The sequence below is a fragment of the Micromonospora sp. NPDC047467 genome, from assembly GCF_040643095.1.
In the GTDB taxonomy this organism is placed as follows: Bacteria; Actinomycetota; Actinomycetes; order Mycobacteriales; family Micromonosporaceae; genus Micromonospora.
In genome coordinates, this window is the sequence record NZ_JBEYTO010000001.1 from 279,765 (window position 1) to 295,528 (window position 15,764).

The 15,764-nt window shown below is 70.8% G+C and carries 10 protein-coding genes; 5 read left to right on the forward strand and 5 right to left on the reverse strand.

The features are described from left to right. Nucleotides 1-2: 2 nt before the first annotated feature. Both ABZ780_RS01190 and ABZ780_RS01195 read right to left on the reverse strand, forming a co-directional pair. Nucleotides 3-1,226, reverse strand: coding sequence for an MFS transporter (locus ABZ780_RS01190; RefSeq protein WP_356998910.1), 1,224 nt, complete (start codon nt 1,224-1,226; stop codon nt 3-5). A gap of 254 nt (nt 1,227-1,480) precedes the next feature. After that, a complete protein-coding gene (locus tag ABZ780_RS01195; protein ID WP_356998913.1) occupies nt 1,481-3,820 on the reverse strand; it encodes a lysylphosphatidylglycerol synthase domain-containing protein in 2,340 nt (779 codons plus the stop codon). A 122-nt stretch (nt 3,821-3,942) separates the two neighbouring features. On the opposite strand from ABZ780_RS01195, the gene ABZ780_RS01200 reads away from it, so the two are divergent. Then, entirely contained in the window at nt 3,943-4,563 is a 621-nt protein-coding gene (locus tag ABZ780_RS01200; protein WP_356998915.1) for a DedA family protein, read from the forward strand. A gap of 50 nt (nt 4,564-4,613) precedes the next feature. On the opposite strand, the gene ABZ780_RS01205 is transcribed toward ABZ780_RS01200, so the two are convergent. After that, on the reverse strand, nt 4,614-5,897 hold the full coding sequence (locus tag ABZ780_RS01205) for a glycosyl hydrolase family 18 protein (protein WP_357482913.1): 1,284 nt from the start codon (nt 5,895-5,897) through the stop codon (nt 4,614-4,616). Between the two features lie 398 nt (nt 5,898-6,295). Between ABZ780_RS01205 and ABZ780_RS01210 the strand changes: the two genes are divergently transcribed. Continuing rightward, nucleotides 6,296-9,481 (forward strand): penicillin acylase family protein, encoded by a 3,186-nt coding sequence (locus ABZ780_RS01210; protein WP_356998921.1) that lies wholly within the window; start codon nt 6,296-6,298, stop codon nt 9,479-9,481. Nucleotides 9,482-9,696: 215 nt separating this feature from the next. Next, nucleotides 9,697-10,440, forward strand: a complete 744-nt coding sequence (locus ABZ780_RS01215) for an alanyl-tRNA editing protein (RefSeq protein ID WP_356998923.1) — start codon at nt 9,697-9,699, stop codon at nt 10,438-10,440. Between the two features lie 150 nt (nt 10,441-10,590). On the opposite strand, the gene ABZ780_RS01220 is transcribed toward ABZ780_RS01215, so the two are convergent. Beyond that, nucleotides 10,591-11,271, reverse strand: a complete 681-nt coding sequence (locus ABZ780_RS01220) for a lytic polysaccharide monooxygenase (protein WP_356998926.1) — start codon at nt 11,269-11,271, stop codon at nt 10,591-10,593. 312 nt (nt 11,272-11,583) lie between these two features. Further along, the gene (locus ABZ780_RS01225) at nt 11,584-12,165 is read right to left on the reverse strand and encodes a hypothetical protein (RefSeq protein ID WP_356998929.1); all 582 of its coding nucleotides are present in this window, start codon (nt 12,163-12,165) and stop codon (nt 11,584-11,586) included. A 481-nt stretch (nt 12,166-12,646) separates the two neighbouring features. Between ABZ780_RS01225 and ABZ780_RS01230 the strand changes: the two genes are divergently transcribed. After that, a complete protein-coding gene (locus ABZ780_RS01230) occupies nt 12,647-13,828 on the forward strand; it encodes a cellulose binding domain-containing protein (RefSeq protein ID WP_356998932.1) in 1,182 nt (393 codons plus the stop codon). A gap of 53 nt (nt 13,829-13,881) precedes the next feature. Continuing rightward, nucleotides 13,882-15,021, forward strand: coding sequence for a glycosyl hydrolase 53 family protein (locus tag ABZ780_RS01235; protein WP_357482916.1), 1,140 nt, complete (start codon nt 13,882-13,884; stop codon nt 15,019-15,021). Nucleotides 15,022-15,764: the final 743 nt, after the last annotated feature.

Genomic DNA, 15,764 nt, shown 5'->3' on the forward strand with positions numbered 1-15,764 from the left:
ACCTAGGGCGTACCCGCCCGAGCGGTTGGGCTCTGGCGCGTGGAGCTGGTGGGGCCGGTGGCCGTCGACGGACGGCCGGCGGCGCGGGCCCGCCGGGCGTCCACGGTGAGCAGGGTGAGGGCGACCAGCGTCAGTAACCCGGCGACGAGTGCCAGTGGGCGTGCCCCCGAGGTGGGCAGGAGAACACCGCCGATGAGTGATCCGCCGGCAATGCCGGCGTTGAAGGCGGTGCTGACGCCGGCCGACGCGATGTCGGTGCTGCCCGGAGCCAGTTGCAGCATGCGGCTCTGCACGGCGGAGCCGAACGCCGCGTAGGCCAGGCCGATCCCGGCGAGGAGCGCGACCGCACCGGGCCGGAGCGTGCCGAGCGCGTACAGGCCGAACAGCGAGGCGGTGCCGATGCTCAGTGGCGTCAGCAGGGAAGCGATCGGCCGGGTGTCCAGGGTCCGGGCCGCGGCCAGGGTACCGACGACGCCGGCCGCGCCGGAGACGAACAACAGGGGCGCCAGCACCGCGTCGGCGAAGCCGCTGACGTCGAGCAGGAACGGTGTGACGTAGGTCTGCAGGGTCATGAAGCCGCCGATGCCGAGGGCGGTCGCGACCAGCAGCAGGGCGAAGCGCCGCCCGTCCGGTGCGGTGCCGTGCGCGGCGCCGCCAGCGGCCGGGGGATAGGAGGGAAGGAGGACGAACACCGCGGCGGCGATCACCACACCAACCCCGGCCAGCACCGCGAACGCGACACGCCAGCCGGCCTGCTGCCCGATCCAGGTCCCCAGGGGTACGCCGAGCACCGGGGCGAGCGTCGCTCCGGTCGCGAACAGCGCCACCACCCGGCCGCGCACCGCGACCGGGAAGGGGCCGGTCACGGTCGCCGTGGCGATGGACCAGAACACCGCCTGAGCCAGGGCGGTCACGAGCCGGGAGCCGGCCAGCACGGTGTACGTCGGCGCGAGCGCGGCGGTGGCGTTCGCGGCGGCGAACAGGAGCATCGTGACGCTGAGCAGTTGACGCCGGGGGATCCGCTGGGTCAGTCGGGCCAGCGGCACGGAGGCCAACACGACGACGATGGCGTACCCGCTGACCAGCAGGCCTATCTGCGAGCGGGACCGGTCCAGATCGGGTGCGATGTGCGTCAGCAGGCCGACGGGCAGCAGCTCGGTCGTGATGAACGCGAAGGCGGCGAGGGAGAGCGCGACGAGCACAGCCCTCGCCCTTCGTGGCGACACCTCCGGCACCGTGGCCCACCCCCGTTCGTCGTCACCGTAATGGAGGGCCCCGACGCCCCCAGCGTTCGGGGGCGTGTCCTGCCTCAGTCCGCGTTTTCGGTCTCGGCCAACCGGTCGGCCGGGCCTGCGCCACCGGGTGGCCGGTGTCGTCGACCAAGCCGACCGGCCGTGCCGAAGGGCCGGGCGCCACCGCCTCACTCGACGGCCCCTCACCTCGGGCACCGGCCGCCGCGGTGGCCGACACTGCCTGGTGGTCATAGCAGCCGGCGGCGGGCCAGGAGCCGAAAGGCCAGGTAGCCCGGCGGTACCGGGAGCCAGAACGTCGCGAGGCGGTAGATCAGGGTGCCTGCGACGGCAGCGTCCAGCGGCACTCCGTAGAGCAGCAGGCCGGAGACGAGTGCGGCTTCGGTGGCGCCGAGCCCACCGGGGGTGGGCGCGGCGGACGAAACGCCCTCGCCGACGAGGCAGACCAGGATCACGGGGGGCAGGTGCGCGAGGGGGACCGGGCCGGTGGCGAGTAGCGCGAGGTAGAGGCAGAGGCCGTAGGTGAGGGTGAGCGCGGTGGACGCGACGACGAGCCGTCGCAGGCCGTGCTGACGGGTCAGGGCGCGTAGGGCGACGCCGACCTGGCCGGCTGCCGCGCGTCCGCGCCGACGGAGCCGTGGTGCGGCGAGGACGGCCGCCACGATGAGCAGCACAGCCAGGGCGCCCAGCAGCAGCGGCATCGCTCTGGTCGCGTGATGGGTGAGGATGCGGGCGGGCTGGCGGGCGAAGGGCAGCAGCACCGGCAGGAGCAGCACGACCGAGAGCACACCTGCGGCGCGGGAGACGCCGACGGCGGTGGCCGCACCGGCGGTGGTGAGTTCCCTCTGGTGTAGGTAACGCAGGCTGAGCGCGGCGCCGCCGAGGCTGCCGGGCGCCAGCCGGTTGGCGAACGACGCGGCGACCTGCACCAGGGTGGCCTCGCCCAGCGGGATCCGATTGGCTGTGGCCATCCGGAGCACGACGCCGCTGAGCAGGTAGGTCAGGGCGGAGCCGAGCAGCGTCGCGGCGACCGCGAGCGGGTTGGCGTGCAGGATGAGACGCGCCGCGGTGCGTACCTCGCCGAGCTGCGGAAGCAGCAGGTGCACAGTCAATCCCAGGATCAGCAGCTCCAGGACGGTGCGGCGGTTGATCCGGACCACCTTCGCCGCCGGGCGGTCGCGGGCGGGGCAGCGACGCACGATTTCCTTGCGGAGGCTGTCGAGCGTGCCGGGACGGCCGCGCAGGGCGCTGCGGCCGGCGCGGGACAGCACCGGGGGTTGCAGGAACGGCACGCTGTCCGCGACCGCCGCGACGCCCAGGCGGTCGACCGCGGCGGCGACCACGCTGGCTGGGGCGACCCGCGTGGACAGGGCGACCATCAGCTCGACGACGTCGCGAGCCTGCTGCTCGGCCGAGGCGTCGTCGCTGGCGAAGCCCAGGTCCACCAGGTAGGCGTGGTCCCGGCCGACGAGCACGTTCGCAGCGCGCAGGTCGCGGTGCGCGATGCCCGCCCGATGCAGGCGGGCCACCTGTTCGCACGCGTCGCGCACGGCGGCGAGCGGGACCGGCCCGACGGCGGCGTGCAGCGGGGCGGCGTCGATGAACTCCTGCACCAGTATGGCGTCGCCGCCGGACATGGCGGCGGTCGTGACGACGGCCGGGACCCGGACGCCGGCGCGTTCGGCCAGCAGGGTCAGACACGTTTCGTGCTCGCTCTGCTGGCGGGCGCTCAGGTACGGCGGCGCATCGGCCACGTGGCGGTAGCGCACCCGCCGGTACAGCTTGTAGACCCAGTCCGCGTCGCGTTGCTGGCCGCCGGTCACCTTGACGAACAGCCGCCGCCCGTCGGTGGTGACGGCCCGCCACGGCTGCGACCCCCGGGCGTCGCCGTGGATCGGTGTCAACCGTGCCACGTCGATCCCGCGCCGCCGCAGCGCCGCCCGCAGGTTGGGCGCCGACCGTTGCGGCCCGACCTCGCCGACCACGAGCCGGGTCAGACACACCGCGAGCCAGCCGACAAGGAAGCCGCCGACCACGTCGACCGGCAGGTGCGCCCCGACGTGGATCCGCGCGACGGCGACCAGCCCGATCACCACCCAGGCCGCACGGCGCCACCGGGGGCCGCAGGCCCGCGCCGCGACGAGCGCCAGGGCGGTGGCGACCGCGACGTGTCCCGAGGGGTACCCGAACCGTCCGCTGATCGTCTCGCGCAGGACCACGTCGGTGAGCAGCGCCGCCGGCCGCTGCCGGGCGATCACGGCCTTGACGGCGACCGCGAGCCAGTACGCCAGGTTTCCGGCCAACAGGAGGCTCCACGCCGTGCCGATCCGGCGGGCGAGGGCGGCTGCTGCGGCGGTGACGAACACCGCCGGGTACGAGCCGAGCTGCAGGACCAGACCCAGGACCGGCGTCAGCCCGGCGGGAAGGTGGTTGAGAAGGGCGAACAGGTCCCGCTCCCAGGGCGGCACCCGATGGCTGCGGATGGCCGCGCTCACCGCTGCCAGCAGTCCGGTCGAGACGGTCAGGCTGACCAGCAACGCCGGCGACGGGCGATGCGTGCGCGCTCCCACCGGTCCTCGGCCGCCCCTCGTCCGGCACAGTGCCCCTTCGTCGACCCGAACCCTACGGATCGCCCGCCCACCGGAAGGCAATCTTCGTTACCGGCCAACCCGTTGGGGGCGACAATCAGCGGGTGGTGGACAAGGTGGTGGAGACGCTCGTCGGGCTGCCGCCGCTCCTCGTCCTGACGCTGGTGATCGTCCTGCCGGCCCTGGAGTCCTCGACGCTGCTCGGGCTGGTCGTACCGGGCGAGACGGCCATCCTGATCGGTGGGCTGGTGGCTCACGGCGGTGCGCTGCCGCTGTGGGCGGTGGTCGCCGGCGGCGTCGTCGGGGCGTGCCTCGGCGACCAGGCCGGGTACGCCCTGGGCCGCCGGTACGGCCCGAGCGTGCTCGCCCGCGCCCCGCGAGTGCTGCGCCGGCGCCTCGACCTTGCGCGGGCCCGCCGCCTGGTCGCCCGTCGTGGGGCGTGGGCGGTGGTCACCGGACGCTGGGTGGCGGTGCTGCGGGCCGTGGTCCCCATGATCGCTGGCGCGGGTGGGATGCGCTGGCCGGTGTTTCTCCGGGCGAACCTGGCCGGCGGGCTGGTGTGGTCGACAGCCGTGGCGCTGCTGGGCTACCTGGGCGCCGCCTCCTACCGCTATCTGGAGCGGGAACTGGGCATCGGCGAGTGGGCCCTGCTGGCCCTGATCGGCGCCGGCGTGGCGTTGCGGGTGTGGCTGCGGGCCCGGCGCGGCCGATCTGGCTCACCCTGACCGGAGGCCGTCTCGAATGCCACCAGTACGGACGCCGGCACCATCACCCGTCAGCGGCCCTGCAGGCGCTTCACGTTGTCGCCGAAGGTCCACCCCTTCGACCCGTCCCAGTTCGCCGACCACGTCATCAGGCCCTTGAGGCCGGGCACGGAGTTCCAGGCCTGCGTGACCAAAGACGTCGACATGTAGCCGCCGCCCGCCCCGTTCTGCGCGGGCAAACCCGGGACCTGCTTGTCGTACGGCACGCGGATGGTGGTGCCCTGGATGGTGAGGCCGTTGTTGAGGCACTGCGTCTGCACGGTGAAGCCCTGCACGGTGCCGGCCGGGTACGAGTCACCGGCGCAGCCGTACATGCTGCCGTTGTAGTACTGCATGTTCAGCCACCAGAGGCGGCCGTTGTCCACGTACTTCTTGATGATCGGCAGGTACGAGCCCCAAATCGAGCCGTAGACCACACTGCCGCCGGTGACGTAGGCCGTCTCCGGTGCCATGGTCAGGCCGAAGTTCGACGGCATCCGGGCCAGCACGCCGTCGATGATCCGGATCAGGTTGGCCTGCGACGTCGACAGGGTGTTGATGTTGCCACTGCCGGTCAGGCCGGTCTCGATGTCGATGTCGATGCCGTCGAAGTGGTAGGCCGTCAGGATCGGCACGATCGTCGCGATGAACCGGTCGGCGACCGCGGTGGAGCTCAGGTCGATGCCCGCGGCGGCGCCGCCGATCGACATCAGGATGGTGGCGCCTGCCGCTTTGGCCTGGCACATCTCGGCCGGGGTGGCCACCTTCACGCCAGCGTCCATGCCGTTCTCCCAGAGGACCGTGCCGTCCGAGCGGATCACTGGGAACGCCGCGTTGATCACGTTGTAGCCGTGCTGGTTGAGCCGGCTGTCGGTGATGGGGATCCAGCCGAGGCCGGGGTGGACGCCGTTGGAGGCGCCGTCCCAGTTCTCCCAGTAGCCCTGCAACACCTTGCCGGTGGGCCGTGACTTCACCGCGCAGGTCCCGCTGGTTGGCGGTGGCGTGGTGGGGGGAGGTGTGGTCGGGGGTGGAGTCGTCGGTGGCGGCGTGGTGGGTGGCGGCGTGGTTCCCGAGCATGCGCCCAGGTCACGCCACAGCGACGGGGTCGCGGCGGGGTTCCAGCCGGCGCCGGGGTGCGCGGTGTGGGTGACCAGTGCCTGGTAGAGGCGGCCGCCGTAGGTGACCTGGGCGCCCGACTGGTAGGCGTTGCCCTCGGCCCAGGCCGGGGCGGTGCAGGCGACCATCGCGACGGCGTTGGCCGAAGACACGGCCGCCATGCTGCTGGGGACGAAGGCGACGGCGGCCGTGAGGGTCATGGCCGCCCCGGCTGCCACTGCGAAAATCCGACGGCTTCTCATGGCCAACTCCCCAGGCTTAGGCGACCCGCGACCTCCATATATTGACGTTCGTGAAGGCTAATATCAAGGATTGTTTACAGAAGGCGGGAAGTTGGGGGAGTGCGGGGCCTGCCAGGCTGGGCGGCACCTGCGCCACTCCCGCCGCGCTCGATGCCGGTGGCGGTAGGCGGCGAAACGTCGGCATTGGCGCGTGGTGAACGACGGCTATCCCGGACGGCGGTCCTGCGTCGATCATTGCTCGAATCGATGTGAGTCATTCTCACCTCCGGGTGGAACGCCCGGGCGCGGAGGGCGAGAGGTCGGCACCGGCAGCCGGGCGTGACGAACGGCCCGACTCCGCGTCCCCGGAGGACCCCATGCCCAGACCCGCCCTTCGTGCCCGGCTCGCGGCCCTCACCGCCGCCGTCCTGACCGCGAGCGTCCTGACGGTCATCCCGCCGTCACCGGCGCTCGCCGCCAGCACCTTCACCCCCGACGACTACTGCCTCGGCCAGTGCGCGGACATCCTGCCGCCCGGGCAGAACGGTAACGCCACGCTGGTCGCCATCCTGGCCCACCAGGCGCTCGGCACCCGCCCGGCGCATTCCAGCGACCAGCTCGACGAGTACGCGAACCTGGTCTACAACTACGCCGGGCTGACCGACGAGCAGATCGCCCACTTCTACAACGACGCCTCGTTCGGCGTCCCCGCCGCGCAGGTCGAGAGCACCATCTCACCGCGGTCGGACGTCACAATCGTGCGGGACAAGGCCACCGGCGTTCCGCACGTCACAGGCACCACCCGCGCCGGCACCATGTTCGGCGCCGGCTACGCCGGGGCCCAGGACCGGCTGTGGGTGATGGACCTGCTGCGGCACGCCGGTCGCGGCACGCTCACCTCGTTCGCCGGCGGCGCGCCGGGCAACCGTGAGTTGGAGCAGAGCATCTGGGCCAACTCGCCCTACTCGGAGGCGGACCTCCAGGCGCAGGTGGACGCGCTGCGCCTCAAGGGCACCCGGGGCCAGCAGCTCTACACCGACGTGGTCGACTACATCGCCGGCATCAACGCCTACGTCGACAAGTCGATCGCCGACGACAACTACCCCGGCGAGTACGTGCTGACCGGCGCTGGCAAGCCGAAGCACTTCACCATGACCGATCTGATCGCCACCGCCGGTGTGGTGGGCGGGCTCTTCGGCGGGGGCGGCGGCAGCGAGATCCAGTCCGCGCTGGTCCGGGTGGCCGCCCGGGCCAAGTACGGCACCACCGAGGGCGACCGGGTCTGGCAGGCGTTCCGCTCGCAGAATGACCCGGAGACTGTGCTCACGCTGCACGACGGGCAGAGCTTCCCCTACGGCGCGACACCGCCGGGCGCGACCAGTGCGGTGCTCCCCGACGCCGGCACGGTGGTCGCCGAGCCCCTCGCCTACGACGCCACCGGCGGGGCTGCCGCCCGTACCGGCGCCAGCACGGCCACCAACGAACTGCTCGGCGGGCTGTCGAACGTGCGTGCACACGGCATGTCCAACGCGGTGGTGGTCTCCGGCAGGCACACCACCACCGGCAACCCGGTCGCCGTGTTCGGCCCGCAGACCGGCTACTTCGCCCCGCAACTGCTCATGCTCCAGGAACTCCAGGGGCCGGGGATCAGCGCACGCGGCGCCGCGTTCGCCGGGCTGAACCTCTACGTCCTGCTCGGTCGCGGTCAGGACTACGCCTGGAGCGCCACCTCCGCGTCCCAGGACCTGACCGACACGTACGCGGTGCCGCTGTGCACCACCGACGGCAGCGCCCCGACGCTGCGCTCCAACCGCTACCTCTACCGCGGCCAGTGCCTCGCCATGGAGGTGCTGGAGAAGCGCAACTCCTGGTCGCCGACGCTGGCCGACTCCACCCCGGCCGGCGCGTACACGCTGCGCTCGCTGCGCACCAAGTACGGGCTGGTGTCCCACCGGGGCCTGGTCAACGGGCAGCCCACCGCGTTCACCAAACTGCGCTCCACCTACCGGCACGAGGCCGACTCGGCGATCGGCTTCCAGGCGTACAACGACCCCGCGGCGATGGGCAGCGCGGCGGCGTTCCAGGCGTCCGCCGCGAACGTCGGGTACGCGTTCAACTGGTTCTACGTCAACTCGACCGAGGCGGCGTACTTCAACTCCGGCTCGAACCCGGTCCGGCCCGCCGCCGCCGACCCGAACCTGCCGACCAAGGCCGAGCCGGCGTACGAGTGGGTGGGCTGGAACCCGGACACCAACGACGCCACGTACGCCCCGGCGTCGGCGCATCCGCAGTCGGTCAACCAGGACTACTACGTCAGCTGGAACAACAAGCAGGCGCGCGACTTCGGCGCGGCCGACGGCAACTTCAGCTACGGCGCGGTGCATCGGGGTCAGCTGCTCGACGGTCCGGTGCGCGCGGCCATCGCCCAGCGCAAGGTGGGCCGGGCCGACATCGTCCGGATCACCGCCGAGGCGGCCGTGACCGACCTGCGTGGCCAACAGGTGCTCGGCGAGCTGCTGCGGGTGCTCGACAGCACGCCGGTCACCGATCCGGCGCTGGCCGCCGCCGTGAGCAAACTGCGGGCCTGGCAGCAGGCTGGCTCCCGCCGGGTGGAGACGTCACCCGGCTCCAAGGTCTACCAGCACGCCGAGGCCATCCGGATCTTCGACGCCTGGTGGCCGCTGCTGGCCTCGGCGCAGTTCCGACCCGGCCTCGGCCCCGACCTGTACGCCGCGCTCGTCGATGCCCTGGAGGTGAACGAGGCACCCTCGGGCGGCCAGAATGGCGCACGCGACGGCACCGTGAGCTGGTCGTCGCAGGGGCAGGCGCACAAGGGCTCGGCGTTCCAGTACGGCTGGTGGGGCTACGTCGACAAGGACCTGCGCACCGTGCTCGGCGACCCCGTCGCCGGCGGGCTGGGCCGCGCGTACTGCGGCAACGGCAACCTCGGCGCGTGCCGGCAGTCCCTGCTGGACACGCTCGGTCAGGCCGCCGCGCTGCCGGCCACCACGGTCTACCCGGGTGACAAGTCGTGCGGTGCCGGTGACCAGTGGTGCGCCGACGCGATCGCCCAGTCCGGGCTCGGTGGCATCACCCACCCGCTGATCGCCTGGCAGAACCGTCCCACCTACCAGCAGGTCGTCTCGTTCCCGGCGCGGCGCGGCGACAAGGTCACCAACCTGGCGCAGGGACGGCCGGCCACCGCGTCGAGCACCCAGTTCCTGACCAGCAACACCCCGGCCAAGGCGGTCGACGGCAGTCTCGGCAGCCGGTGGGCCAGCAGCTACAACGACAACCAGTGGCTCCGGGTTGACCTCGGCGCGGCCCGGACGGTCAGCCGGGCGGTGCTGCGGTGGGAGGCCGCGTACGCCACCGGCTACCGGATCGAGGTTTCCGGTGACGGCAACTCCTGGCAGCCGGTGTTCAGCACCACCGCCGGCAACGGCGGCGTCGACAACGTGACCTTCGCCCCGGTCAATGCCCGCTACGTGCGGGTGTACGGGGTCAGCCGGGCAACCTCGTACGGGTTCTCGCTCTACGAATTCGAGCTGTACGGACGTTGAGCTCGCCCGGAGGGGCGGCGTGAGTCACACGCCGCCCCTCCGGGGCGTGCACAGCGCGGGAGAAACCGTCACCGTCACGGTCGTCGAGGTGTACCGGCGGGCCACCGGGTGTTTGTCCCCGACGTACGACGCACGAATAATCGGGGTGCAGACGACCACACGAGCGCTGAAGGGGGACGGAGTGGCGCCGCCGACGGCCGCCCTCCCATCAACCTATGGGCATTGATCATCACGGCCGGACCCAACGGCTGGACTGGGAAGATGTGACACTCCGTACGTGGGACTGCACCGTCCTGTGGTCGGACCCGACGGATCCGGAGCAGGGCATCGTGCTGGACCGATCCGCGTTCTACCCCGGCGGTGGCGGCCAGCCACCGGACCACGGCGTGCTGATCTGGCAGGGGGTGCAGACGCGGATCGTCGGCACCCGCAAGGGCGACGACCTCTACCTGTTGCCCGCGCCCGGGGATCCGGTGCCCGCCGTCGGCACCACGGTGACCGGGGCGATCGACGACGATCGCCGTACCTCGCTCATGCGTACCCACTCGGGTCTGCACGTGCTCTGTGGCACTGTTTTCCGCGACTTCAACGTGCTGGTGACCGGTGGCAATATGGAGCCCGGCGAGGCCCGCATGGACTTCAACCTGCCGGAGGTCCCACCGGGGTTCAAGCAGACCCTGGAGGACGCGGTGAACGCCGAGATCGCCGCCGACCGCAAGATCGTCGTTCGGATGCTCACCCGGGACGAGGCGAATGCCACCCCCGATCTGGTACGGACGCAGTTCACGGCACCACCGGATCTGCCTCAGGTGCGGGTGGTGGACATCGTCGGGCTCGATGTGCAGGCAGATGGGGGCACCCACGTCGCCTCGACCGGCCAGATCGGCCGGGTGACCGTCACCAAGGTCGAGAGCAAGGGCCGGCAGAATCGGCGGGTCCGGATCAAACTGGGTTCCTGAAGGGGCGGACGCCGTCCCTCGGGTGGCGCAGCCGGTCGCCCGCCGCACCCGTGCGCGGTGTCGACCGGCACCCGGTGTCGGGTCACCACCGGACGAAGGATCCGGCCCAGGACGCCAACGCCCTGGGCCGGGGTGGTGCCGCGTCGCCGATCAGGCGATGTTGATGTCGCTGCACCACATGTAGGTCTGGTCCATGTGCGACGCCTTCCAGATCACGAACAGGACGTGGTTTCCGCTGCGTCCGGAGGTCGAGACGTTGAACGAGATGTTCTGCGCTGGCGCGTAGCGCCCCGTCGTCGTGATCAGGTCGAGGTTGCCCCACCCGAGTTGCTGGGTGGCCGAGTTGAAGCCCTGCTTGGTGACGTACACCCGGAAGTAGTCGGCACCGTGGCTGGCCTGGTCGTACATCTGAACCGTGAAGTTGCGGCTCACGGTGGTCTTCTTCCACGCGCCAGGCTGGTTCAGCGTGTTGTTCCTGGACAGGCCGTTGCTGCAAAGCTGTCCGTCCGGGGTACGGGCCTGGAACTGGCCGCCGAGGCCGTCGCGGAGCTGGCTCATCCAGTTCCACATGGTGTCGGGGTTGGTTTGGAAGGCCTGCCAACACATGGGGTCCTGTTGCTGCATGGCCGGGTTCATGTGTTGGTTGCCCCAGGTCTTCCAGCACTGATACGCCCGACTCGCCGGGTTGATGATCGTGCCGTGGGCCTGGGCGGCGCCGGTCCAGGGCAGCGTGCCCACCACCATGGCGAACAGCAGGACGAGCGCCTGGAGGGACCGACGGATGGCTGACCGGGACTGCCCGCCGGATTGATCGGGCTTGTGTGAACGCACTGTTCATCCTCCCTGGTACTGAAGACTGGATTTGGGAACGCTCCCAAATCACTGTTACATCTATTGACGTAAATATCAATGCTGATCTATCTATAGGTGGATGTGGATCGAGCTGTCCGAGATCGCCGGATCAACGACGGGTGGTCCGTGGCTGCGGCACCGTCGTACGGATCGCCGACAACGGCACCCACGGCAGTACGCGGACGGCGCGTCGTGCCCGGTGCGGGAGAGGTCCGGCCGCTGGCTCCGCCAGTCGAGGTCCGGCGGGCGGATGGGTGCGAGCGCGACGCCCGGCCCGGCTTCCCCGAAAGGTCAGAGCCCGGCTGCGGCGTCGTACCGGCGGCGCTGGTCGGCCATCTCCGAGGTGGTCAGCGCCTCCTTGAGCGCCAACTCCTCGTACTTGTCCGGGAACATCTCCCGCAGCCGGTCGACGAACCTGACGTCGGCTGTCGCCTCGACCACCTGGATGCCCGGAGGCTGAGTGGACATATCCATGATCACTGGGCCGACCAGCTTGACCGCCACGTCCCAGGGGCGCTGCTTCTCGGCGATCCCGCAGAGGTGGAAGCCGTAGACAGTCCGCACGTCGGCGAGCGCGGTGGCCTCGGTCGGCTCGTAGCCGTAGACGTGGACCCCACAGATCACCGGCGGCTTCTCCGCCCCGGTGGCCGCCTGCTGGGCACCGTGCCCGGCGTGGTTGTGCTGCCCCGGGTCCGCCTGTTCGAGCGTGGTACGCATCCGGGCCACGATCTGCGCCTGCAGATCCGCCGGCTTCTCCGCCGGGGCGGAGCGGTTGGTCAGTATGACCGCGCCGGCCGACGTCGCCAGCAGGATCACCGCCACCCACACCAGGCGGTGTCGGTACCACCCCGCGAAACCTTCTCGGGAAATCATGACTGCTTCTCACCTCGTCGCCGGTTCTGGTGCGCTGGCAGACCGAATCGGACGCATCCGGCGGGTCGAACATCGAGCGGGTCGGCCGCCGGGGGACACGTGCCCGGGGGGATGCGTACGGCGGGCGAGGGTGCCTGTCGGCAGAGCGCCCGTCGTCGTGGAGATGGCCCGGCGATGCGGCATGTGAGCGCCTGCCCAAGCGGCGCGCTGCCGGCACTGCGATGCTCCCGTGCTCGCCCTTCCCAGCACGGTTGCCCCCGTGCCGCGGCGATATGAGCCATTCCAACATGCCTGCATCCGCTCTGGCAATATTGACGAAAATGTCTTCGTTGGACTCCGGCGAGCCGATCACGCTTCCGGTCGAGCGGGTGAGGCGTCGGCGGAGAAGCGGGGCGGCCAGCCACCGTGACTCGGGCCGGTCGGCCGACCGAGGCGTGAGATACGTTGGCGATCATCGATGTAAGGACTGCATCGTCGAGGTATGACAGGCGTCTGCTCGTCCTCGCTGCTCCGCCGTCTGCGGCCGGGTCTGCTGGCCGCCGTTGTGCTCTCGACGGCGGTGCTCGGCATTGCTCTGGGCGCTGCCCCGCCCGCCGGCGCCGGCGCCGGGGCGCCTGCCGCGTATCCGGGGGTCGCCCCGGCGCCCGATCGCGCTGTGGTGAACGCCGCAGAGCCGACCGCTACCGCGCCGCCCACGGCACCCAGCACGCCGGGCACCTCGCCCTTCCCGCCGAGTGCGCCCACGAACCTGACCGTCAGTGAGGTCAAGACCGGGTCGGTCACCCTCACCTGGACGGCCGCCACGCCCGGCTGCTGCGCCGTCACCGGGTACGACATCACGTACTACCAGGCGTTCGACGACGTCGTCCTCAGCGTCACCGTCGGAGCCGTCACCACCACCACGATCACCGGCTACCTCCGCCCGGGCAGGCAGTACTCCTTCCAGGTGGCCGCTCGGGACAGCCTCGGACACCGCTCCCGCTCGACGGACCCGCTGACCGTGGTCACTCCGGTGACGGACACCGGCCCGGACACCACCCCACCGAGTGCCCCGCAGAACCTGACCGTCGGCGGGGTGACCGCCTCGACCGCGACGCTGTCCTGGTCGCCGTCGACGGACAACGTCGGCGTGCTCGGGTACAACGTCTACCGGTTCGACGGCTGGTTCACCTCGACGCTGATCGCCACCGTGCCGGGAACGACGTACACCGCTTCGCTGCCACAGTCGACGCCGCTGCGCACCCTGTACTACGTACGGGCTCGGGACACGATGGGCAACGTGTCGGTCGCGTCGAACACGGTCGAACTGCCCACGACGTCCAACCCGCCGACCCCGCCGCCGTCGACGTGCCGGGTGACCTACCGGAACCAGTCCGAGTGGCAGGGCGGCTTCGTGGCCACCGTGACGGTCCAGAACGTCGGGACGGCACCGGTCGACGGCTGGATCGTCACCTTCAACTTCCCGGGCGACCAGCAGGTCACCTCGGGATGGAACGCCACGATCGGCCAGACCGGTGCCACCGTGACCGCCCGCAACGTCGACTGGAACCGCGTCCTCGCGCCGAACGGCTCGGCGACCTTCGGCTTCCAGGGACGGTGGAGCGTCAGCGACGCACCGCCGACCGGCTTCTCGCTCAACGGGGCACCCTGCGCCGTGGGCTGACCCCGGCCCGGGAGCTGATCTGGCTCGACCGTCCCACAGTGAGGAGGAATCTCGTGAGCACGGGTTCGACAACACCCCACCGCCGCCCCAAGGCCCTGATCGGGGCACTCGCGGCGGGCATCCTCGTCGTCTCCAGCACGCTCGGCGGCACGCCCGCGCCCGCCTCCGCCGCGAACACGCTCAGTATGCGGGGCGCCGACGTCTCCTCGTTGCAGCGCAGCCTCGACCTGGGCGCCAGGTACTACGACGCCGGCGGTGTCGCCCGTGACCCACTGGACATCCTGAAGTCCGCCGGCGTCAACTACGTCCGACTGCGCGTCTGGAACAACCCGATCAGTGGCTACAACAACAAGAGCAGGGTGTTGGCCCAGGCGGCGGTGGCCAGGGCGAAGGGCCTCAAGGTGCTCGTCGACTTCCACTACTCCGACACCTGGGCCGACCCCGGCAAGCAGTACAAGCCGGCCGCCTGGGCCGGCCACAGCCTGAGCCAGCTGCGTAACGACGTGTACAACTTCACCTACGACGTCTGCTCCAGCCTCAGGGGGCAGGGCACCCCACCCGACAGCGTGCAGATCGGCAACGAGATCAACGTCGGGATGCTGTGGAACGAGGGAAAGGTCGTCAACAACGACTTCGCCCCGCTGGCCAGCCTGCTGAAGCAGGGCTACAACGCGACCAAGGCGTGCGGCAGCGGCATCCCGGTGATGATCCACACCGCCAACGCCGACAGCAACGCCAACGCCCGATGGTTCTACGACGGCATCCGCGCTCAGGGTGTGCAGTGGGACATCACGGCGCAGTCCTACTACTGCATGTGGCACGGCACCCTGTCGAACCTCTACAACAACATCGTCGACCTGCGCGGCCGCTACGGCAAGCCGGTGGTGATCGTGGAGACCGCGTACCCCTTCACCCGGAACAACGCGGACAGCGAGCCCAATGCCATCGGCGACGCGACCTGTGACGGCATCAGCGCGACCTGGTCCGGGCAGGCCCAGGAGTTCGACTGGGTCCAGAACACCGCCCGCAATGCGGGGGCCATCGGTGTCTTCTACTGGGAACCGACCTGGTACGCGGTCAGCGGCAACGGCTGGGACCCGGCCGACATCAACGGCACCGGAAACCAGTGGGACAACATGGCGGTCTTCGACTGGTCCGGGCGGGTGAACCCGGGCGTGCGCTGGAGGCCCTGACGTCTCAGGAGATCCAGCGTGTTCGCGTTGGCCAGCAACAATGCCAGGATCAGGCGCTGTTGGCGGGGGCCGACCTTCACGCCGGCCTCACCGGCCTCATCGCCGCGGCGCGCATTACGCGACCAACCGATCGAGGCTGAGAGACCGTCGATCGGACGGGCTCGGCGTTGCGATACCGTCATGGCGCCCACACCGGCGTCGAGTAGTCCGCGTCCGTCGGCTGTCGGTGGCCCGCAGGGCGCCCCACCGATCCAGGGAGATACCGATGCCGGAGCCTGAGCCCGTCCAGGACGACCACGCGGCGGATGCCGAATCCTCAACCGAGACCGAGACCGAGACCGAGGCCGAGACCGAGACCGAGACCGACCAACCTGCCGTTCACGCAAATCGGGCTGCCCGGCGCGCGAAGGGCAAGGTCGCCTCGCCTCAACCATATGGAAAGGGCCAGCACAGCGGGGGCCGGGGCTCGGTCCAGAGCCCGCGCCAGTGGGGTAACCGCCGAAGCGGCTGATCCGTTTGGCGGAGCCCGTTGTGCGGCATGTCGCGAGCTCTCCGGCCGGAAGGTGAACCCGACCCGCAAGGAGTTCGACCTGCTGATGGCGTTGGCCCGGCACGCGGCACGGGGGGCGCGTCCGGTGAACGGTTGCTGAAGGACGTATGGCAGACCACCCGGAAGGCCGGACGCACCCTCGACGTCCGCTTTGCCCCCTGGGAAGGTCGACGATGCCGGCCCGATGGAGACC

Excerpts from the sequence above, each read along its gene's own strand:
- ABZ780_RS01205 (WP_357482913.1), bottom strand. The coding sequence starts at position 5,897 with ATGACCCTCACGGCCGCCGTCGCCTTCGTCCCCAGCAGCATGGCGGCC.
- ABZ780_RS01210 (WP_356998921.1), top strand. The coding sequence starts at position 6,296 with ATGCCCAGACCCGCCCTTCGTGCCCGGCTCGCGGCCCTCACCGCCGCC.
- ABZ780_RS01215 (WP_356998923.1), top strand. The coding sequence starts at position 9,697 with ATGGGCATTGATCATCACGGCCGGACCCAACGGCTGGACTGGGAAGAT.
- ABZ780_RS01225 (WP_356998929.1), bottom strand. The coding sequence starts at position 12,165 with ATGATTTCCCGAGAAGGTTTCGCGGGGTGGTACCGACACCGCCTGGTG.
- ABZ780_RS01230 (WP_356998932.1), top strand. The coding sequence starts at position 12,647 with ATGACAGGCGTCTGCTCGTCCTCGCTGCTCCGCCGTCTGCGGCCGGGT.